The sequence below is a fragment of the Streptomyces sp. NPDC004658 genome (assembly GCF_040609555.1).
GTDB lineage: Bacteria > Actinomycetota > Actinomycetes > Streptomycetales > Streptomycetaceae > Streptomyces.
Window position 1 is genome coordinate 1 of record NZ_JBEXKG010000258.1, and the last position, 7,069, is coordinate 7,069.

Sequence of the window (7,069 nt, forward strand, 5' to 3'; positions counted from 1 at the left end):
ACGGTCCGGCCCTGGAGGGCGCCGGCCCTCACCCGCCGCCCCTTCGCCGGGCGGCCCGGCTCGCGCCCGGCTCACCGGATGCCTCGGCCGACGACGCCTCCGGGCCTGGCGCACCGCCCGGAGAACTCCTCCCGGCCGAGGACAGCGGACGTACCGACGCCCTTTCCGGCGGGTCGAGCAGGCGGGTGGAGATGTGCACACCGTCGACCGGCCGGCCCCCCGACATGGCTGCGGCGGCCAGGCAGAACCGGACCCACATGTTGAGCTGGATCTCCTTCGCCAGGCGCAGGTGTGAGTACAGGAGGTGCACCAGGCGGCTGCCGGGGCAGGCCCAGAGCTCGATCTCGAACACCAGCAGGTCGCCGTCCTGGCGCGCACGGAACTGCACCTGGCCGGCCTCCATGTGGCCGCGCAGGGTCACCAGGCGCAGACGGTCGACGTCGCGGTGAACGACCTTGACGGGTCCGTTCCACGGTCCTGGCATCTCCACCAGCAGTTCGTCCCCGACGTCCAGCCCGTGCTCGCGGAGCTCACCGGTGCGGATGTCGACCACCTCGGAAGGCACGAAGCGCTTGAAATCGCAGCAGACCCATTCGATGAGCCGGTCGGGACCGACGTCGGATTCGGCGATACGCACGCGGAAAAGGCGGTGGAACAGGGGGCCGCAGCCGTCCTGGGCCTGTTGCACCCGGCTGTCGACCGCTTCGGCCGGCAGCGGCGGCGGGAGGTCCGTCTCGTCGCCCCGGCACTCGCCGCCTCGGTGCAGGGGTGTCGTCTCCCACAGATAGCGCCAGGTGACCAGGCCTGTGCCCAGCAGCCACCGCGCGAGCACGGCGAGGATCCGCGGGCAGTGTGAACGCGTCATCCGTGCCCCCTGGGCCGACAAAAGGTTATTAGTCGCATCAAAACGTGTATAACCGCCAAAAGGGGTACTCAAAACGAACTACTGGCGCAAGCAAGAGATCGCGGAGGCGCCCCATGGTGGTCCGGCTGCTGCACCGCGCGGGGGTGCGGAGTTCGCATCTGCACCTCGTCTCGCTCGCCTCCGTCGGTCTGTGCGTGACGCTGTGGGTGCGCGCGAAGACCGTCGACCAGGAGCAGCGGGGGAACGCCGAGCGGCGCGCGCTCTTCGTGGGGCTGTGGCCGCCGACGCTGTGGCTGATCGGCGACTCGCTCGAAGGTCCGAGTGAGCCCCTTGGGTGACTGGACCTTCGGACGGCTCGACGCCACGCAGGTGTGGCGGGACCTCGCGGACGCGCGCGTGAACTACTCGGCCGACGAGGTGCGCCGGCCGTCCTGGACCATCGATGTCCACCGCACCGCGCTGCCGAAGGAGCGGCCGGGGCCGCCGGAACCGTCAGGCCCGTGGGAACAGGCCTGCCGCCTGGTCCGCGCCTACGAGTTCTCGCCGCCGGAGATCGTGCGAGCGCTCTACGACCCCGCCGCGCCGCTGCTCGGCCGGGACATGCTGCTGGAGGCACGCTTCCACGGCATCCACTTCTACTGCGGTGTGCGCGTCACCGAGGTGGTGGACGAGACCCGCGACGGGACCGAGCGCGTCTGGGGATGGGCCTACGAGACCCTGGAGGGCCACCTGGAACGCGGCCAGGCCACCTACGAGGTGGTGAAGCGGCAGGACACCGGCGAGGTGCAGTTCGTGGTCACGTGCCATGCGCAGGGCGCCCCGACTCTGGGCCGGATCACCCTCCTCGGGTGGCGCCTGTTCGGCCGCCGCACCCAACTGCGGTTCTACCGCAGGTGTGCCGCACGGCTGCGCCTGTTCGTCGAGGCCGCGCTGCGCGGCCAGGACCCGCTGCCCGGCCCTCCCCCCGCGGTCGGGCGTCTGGTGTGCGCGCCCTCCGACGCCAGACCGCACCGCCTGGACGCGCTGGCGATCCACCGGGTCGCCCCGGGCTGAGGAGGCCGCGCTGCGGACCCCCCTTGTCGGGAGCGCTCCCAGAAGATGAGGACCGCGTCGGCGGCGCAGCATTGACGTGCGATTTCGAGACTTCTTCGACACTCCCCCCGCGCGAAGGCTTGTCAGGGACATGAACTCTCCCTACAGTCCCTGCCCAACGGAGGGAATGGGAGCGCTCCCAACCACCTGCGCCCGGGAGCGCTCCCGAACTCCCCTCACCGTCATGGAGAGGACCCGCATGCGACCGTACAAGCACCCTGTCCGTGGAGCGCGCGGCCTGCTGGGCGCACTGCTCACCGCGCTCGCCGCCCTGGCGGCGCTGCTCACCGTCGCTCCGGCGGCCCAGGCCGACACCACCCTCTGCGAGCAGTACGGCTCGACGACGATCCAGGGCCGCTACGTCGTCCAGAACAACCGCTGGGGCACCGGCGAGACCCAGTGCATCAGCGTCACGGACTCCGGGTTCCGCGTCACCCAGGCCGACGGCTCGGTGCCGACGAACGGCGCCCCGAAGTCCTACCCGTCCGTCTACAACGGCTGTCACTACACCAACTGCTCGCCCGGAACGAACCTTCCGGCCCGGCTCAGCACCATCTCCCGCGCGCCCACCAGCATTTCCTACGGCTATGTGAGCAACGCGGTGTACGACGCCGCGTACGACATCTGGCTCGACCCCACGCCCCGCACCGACGGCGTCAACAAGACCGAGATCATGGTGTGGTTCAACAAGGTGGGCTCCATCCAGCCGGTGGGCTCGCAGGTCGGCACCGCGACCGTGGCCGGGCGTCAGTGGCAGGTGTGGTCCGGCAACAACGGCGGCAACGACGTGCTCTCCTTCGTCGCACCGTCGGCGATCACCAGCTGGAGCTTCGACGTCATGGACTTCGTCCGGCAGGCCGTGTCCCGTGGGCTCGCCCAGGACAGCTGGTACCTGACCAGCGTGCAGGCGGGCTTCGAGCCCTGGCAGAACGGCGCCGGTCTGGCCGTGACCTCGTTCTCCTCCACGGTCGAGACCGGCAGCGGCGGCCCGGGCGGTCCCGGGACCCCGGCGGCCTGCAAGGTGGCGTACGGGACGAACGTCTGGCAGGGCGGCTTCACCGCCGAGGTCACCGTCACCAACACCGGCTCCTCCCCCGTCAGCGGCTGGCAGCTGGCCTTCGCCCTGCCCGCGGGCCAGCGGATCACCAGCGCCTGGGGTGCCTCCGTGACGCCGTCCTCGGGGGCGGTGACGGCGAGCGGTCTCGCCTACAACGCGCAGATCGCGCCGGGCGGTCAGGTGACGTTCGGTTTCCAGGGCAGCTACGCCGGCACCTTCACCGAACCGTCCGGATTCAGCCTCAACGGGGCCGCCTGCGCCACCGCGTGACACACCCACCCGCTCCGGGACCCGCCCGTCTCGCGCCCGCCGACCGGGCGGGTCCCGGCTCCACCCCGCTCCCGTACGGGTAAGGGCCGCCCCACACCGGTTCCGGCCCCGCGCCCACGCCCGGAGCGTGTACCCCTCGGTTCCGCACGGTCTCCTCCTGGCAGGGCGGTCACCAGGCGGAGGTGACAGTGGAGAACACCCGCTTCACCGCCGACGGCACCGCCGGCACACCCGCGCCGCACCGCGCCGGGAGCTGAGCCCCGCCCCGCCTACCGCACCTGCCTCGTACCACCCCCACCCGCACGAGGAGGACGCATGACACCCCCCACCCGCCGGACATGCGCGCACCAGCCGAGACCGCGACGCCGGCGGCACCGGGCGGCCTCGCTGGGCGCGGCGCTCGCCACCCTGACGCTGGGCCTGACCGGCCAGCTCACCGCGCACCCGGCCGCCGGCACCGGCGGAGCACACAGCGACGCCCCGGTGGTCCCGGCGTACTCCGGTACGGCGCCCGCCCGGGGTCTCCCGCCCGTCTGATCCGAATCCGAAGGAGCTGAACGTGACGCGACGCAACAGACTGATGTCGGTGGCAGCGGCTCTGTCAACGCTGCTGGCGGCACTGGCGCTGACCCTCCTGGGGCAGACCAGCGCACAGGCGCACGGGGTGGCGATGCTGCCCGGGTCCCGCACCTACCTGTGCTATCTGGACGCGCACACGACGACCGGCGGGCTGGACCCGACCAACCCGGCGTGCCGGGACGCGCTGGCGAAGAGCGGTGCGACGGCGCTGTACAACTGGTTCGCCGTGCTCGACTCCAACGCCGGTGGCCGGGGCGCGGGTTACGTCCCAGACGGCACCCTGTGCAGCGCCGGCGACCGGTCGCCGTACGACTTCCGCGCCTACAACGCGGCCCGTTCCGACTGGCCGCGGACCCATCTGACCAGCGGGGCGACGATCCAGGCGCAGTACAGCAACTGGGCGGCGCACCCGGGTGACTTCCGGGTGTACGTCACCAAGCAGGGCTGGTCGCCCACGTCCGCCCTGCGCTGGGCCGACCTCGACCTGATCCAGACGGTCACCAACCCGCCGCAGCAGGGATCGCCGGGCACCGAGGGCGGCCACTACTCCTGGGATCTGAAGCTGCCCTCCGGGCGGTCCGGTGACGCGCTGCTGTTCATCCAGTGGGTCCGCTCCGACAGCCAGGAGAACTTCTTCTCCTGCTCGGACATCGTCTTCGACGGCGGCCACGGCGAGGTCACGGGCATCCGCACCTCCGGCGGCACGCCGACGCCCACGCCGACGCCGACGCCCACGGATCCGCACACCGGTTCCTGCATGGCCACGTACTCCGTGGTGAACTCCTGGAGCGGTGGCTTCCAGGCCTCCGTCGAGGTGATGAACCACGGCACGGCGCCGCTCGACGGGTGGGCCGTGGCCTGGCAGCCGGGGGCGGGCACCAAGATCAGCAGCCTGTGGAACGGCACGCTGTCCACCGGCGCCGACGGCACGGTCACGGTCCGCAACGCGGACCACAACCGGGTCGTGCCCGCCGACGGCAGTGTCACCTTCGGCTTCACCGCCACGTCGTCGAACGGCAACAACGTTCCCGCCGGTTCGATCGGCTGCGTCACCGCACAAGGCACCTCCTGACGCGCACGGCCCGCCGCCTCCCCGGCCCGTTCCGGGGAGGCGGCGGGCGTCCCGGGAGAAACACGACCGGACACTGGCGAACGCGGGTCCTGTGGGACGACCATGGCACGCATGAGTGAGCAGCCCGCACGCTGGAGCCAGGCGACCGAATACCCCGACATGTGGGTCGACCCCGCGGACGACCCCCGGCACAGCGAAGGAGCCGGTCCGGAGGGGGAGCTCGCGACGCTGGAGGACTTCCTGGCGGGGTACCGCACGACCCTGCGGATGAAATGCGAGGGACTGGACCCGGAGCAGCTGGCCCGCCGGTCGGTCCCGCCGTCGACCATGTCACTGCTCGGCCTGCTCCGCCACCTCGCCGAGGTGGAGCGGGACTGGCGCGGCTGGATCAGCGACGGTGATCCCCTGCCGAAGCTGTACGGCGAGCCGGACGGGGACTTCCACGGGGCCGTCGCCGAGCAGGCGGTGGTCGACGCCGCCTACGCCGACCTGGCGCGCGAACAGGCCGCGACCGACGCCGCGCTGGCCGAGCACCCGGACCTGGGCGAGCGGCTGGGCAAGGACGGGATCGCGGTGCGCGAGCTGCTGGTGCACAGGATCGAGGAGTACGCCCGTCACTGCGGGCACGCCGATCTGCTGCGCGAGTGCGTCGACGGACGGGTGGGCCAGTGACCGGGGCTGCCCCAGGGCCTGTCTGACCATTCACTCGGATTCGGGGCCGGTGCGGCGAGAGTGCGTGTATGGCGTCGCACGGCGGACGCGAATTGCCGGACAGGCCCTTAGGCCGGTGGACTCCCGCGGGGCGCGCGGCCTGACGGCTCCGGTGGCGGACGTGCCGGCACCACGCCCGGGCGCGGGCGGGACGGGCCCGGGTCAGGAGGTGTCCGCCGTCGTCGTCGCCGGCACGTTCCACGGGGCGGTGTACGTGATGCGTGTCAGGTCGGTCATGAGGGAGTCCAGCCACGCCACGGTCGCGTAGTACCGGCGGGGAGCGCCGGGCGGCTCGGCGGTGAGGCCGGGCAGCGCCGGGTCGATCAGCGGTGTCGCCGCGACGGGGGTGTCGTCTCCCGGGTCCAGCGCCGCCGAGACCAGCAGCATCCGGCCCGCCACCCGCTCCCCCAGCATCCCGGCCGACTGGGCCGCCGCCGGACTCAGCGGGGTGAGCGGCGGCTCCAGCAGCCGAGCCGAGCCCCACAGGGTGTGATGCCCGGCGATCAGCGTCGCCTGCCAGTCCACGGCGGGCAGCTGCACCCGGCGCCCGCTGCCTCCGAACGGCGGCGTCGGCTCGCTCTGCACCTGTGCGTACGCGGACTCCGCGAGGACGACGGCACGCTGCAGGCACCGGTGGTGGGTCACTCTGGACAGCGGGGGTGACACGGTGCCGCACGCGACCGAGGCACTGGTGGCCACGACGATCTCCGCGGCCCTGCGCAGCAGTTCCGCCGCCGCGCGGCGCAGTTCCTCGTGGCCGCCCCGGGGCCAGGCCAGCACTCCGAAGACCGCGCCGATCGCGCTGCCGATGAGCACGTTCAGCACGCGGACCTCCGCCAGCTGCCAGGTCGGCGGCGCCAGCTGCGCGAAGACCAGCGCCACGAGCACGGTGAACAGTCCCTGGGCCCAGCCCACGCCCCGCACCGGCCCCACGGTGAAGCCGAGCAGCATCCACAGCGGCAGGAGGACGGCGTACACGGTGGTGTCCGAGCCGACGGAGATCAGGACACCGGCGCTGAGCAGGGCTCCGCCCAGCGTGCCGGCGAGTGCGAGCCGGATGGTGCTCCAGGTCTCGCCCATGGTGGTGCGGGTGAGGGTGAGGGTCGCCAGCATCGCCCAGAAGCCGTGCGGCAGCGTGTCCACCCCGGCCACGAGCCGGGCCGCCGTCAGGGCCAGGGCGATGCGCACCGCGTTCTGGAAGAACACCGACCGGCGTCCGGCGTGGCCGCGCAGCCGGTGCCACCACAGGACGGGGGCCCAGGTGGTGGCGTACCAGAACCGGCCGGGCTGCAGTTCCACCGAGGCGTGCCGGCCCCGCACGGCCAGATCCGCCGCCGTGCCCATGGCCAGCGCCGCGTCGGCGATCTCCAGCACGGCGGCGTGGCAGCGCAGGACGGCGGGCGGCAGGCAGGCGTCGGCCGGG

Annotated in this window: 8 protein-coding genes; 6 read left to right on the top strand and 2 right to left on the bottom strand. The window is 72.5% G+C overall.

The genetic code is table 11. From position 1 onward, the window contains the following. Positions 1 to 28: 28 nt before the first annotated feature. Positions 29 to 865, bottom strand: coding sequence for a DUF1990 domain-containing protein (locus ABZV94_RS39120; protein WP_356349440.1), 837 nt, complete (start codon positions 863 to 865; stop codon positions 29 to 31). A 113-nt stretch (positions 866 to 978) separates the two neighbouring features. On the opposite strand from ABZV94_RS39120, the gene ABZV94_RS39125 reads away from it, so the two are divergent. From ABZV94_RS39125 to ABZV94_RS39150, 6 genes are all read left to right on the top strand, one after another. Next, a complete protein-coding gene (locus tag ABZV94_RS39125) occupies positions 979 to 1,203 on the top strand; it encodes a hypothetical protein (RefSeq protein ID WP_356349442.1) in 225 nt (74 codons plus the stop codon). Next, positions 1,187 to 1,918 carry a DUF1990 family protein gene (locus tag ABZV94_RS39130; RefSeq protein ID WP_356349444.1) on the top strand — a complete coding sequence of 244 codons (732 nt, stop codon included), beginning with the start codon at positions 1,187 to 1,189 and terminating at the stop codon, positions 1,916 to 1,918. Before ABZV94_RS39125 ends, ABZV94_RS39130 begins: the two co-directional genes overlap by 17 nt. Before the next feature lie 238 nt (positions 1,919 to 2,156). Next, entirely contained in the window at positions 2,157 to 3,284 is a 1,128-nt protein-coding gene (locus tag ABZV94_RS39135; protein ID WP_356349445.1) for a cellulose binding domain-containing protein, read from the top strand. A gap of 315 nt (positions 3,285 to 3,599) precedes the next feature. Continuing rightward, a complete protein-coding gene (locus tag ABZV94_RS39140) occupies positions 3,600 to 3,821 on the top strand; it encodes a hypothetical protein (protein WP_356349447.1) in 222 nt (73 codons plus the stop codon). A 22-nt stretch (positions 3,822 to 3,843) separates the two neighbouring features. Beyond that, on the top strand, positions 3,844 to 4,935 hold the full coding sequence (locus ABZV94_RS39145; RefSeq protein WP_356349449.1) for a lytic polysaccharide monooxygenase: 1,092 nt from the start codon (positions 3,844 to 3,846) through the stop codon (positions 4,933 to 4,935). Between the two features lie 102 nt (positions 4,936 to 5,037). After that, entirely contained in the window at positions 5,038 to 5,607 is a 570-nt protein-coding gene (locus ABZV94_RS39150; protein WP_356349450.1) for a DinB family protein, read from the top strand. Positions 5,608 to 5,808: 201 nt separating this feature from the next. On the opposite strand, the gene ABZV94_RS39155 is transcribed toward ABZV94_RS39150, so the two are convergent. Then, positions 5,809 to 7,069, bottom strand: a 1,261-nt coding sequence (locus ABZV94_RS39155; RefSeq protein ID WP_356349452.1) for an FUSC family protein, incomplete at its 5' end; no start/stop codon positions are given.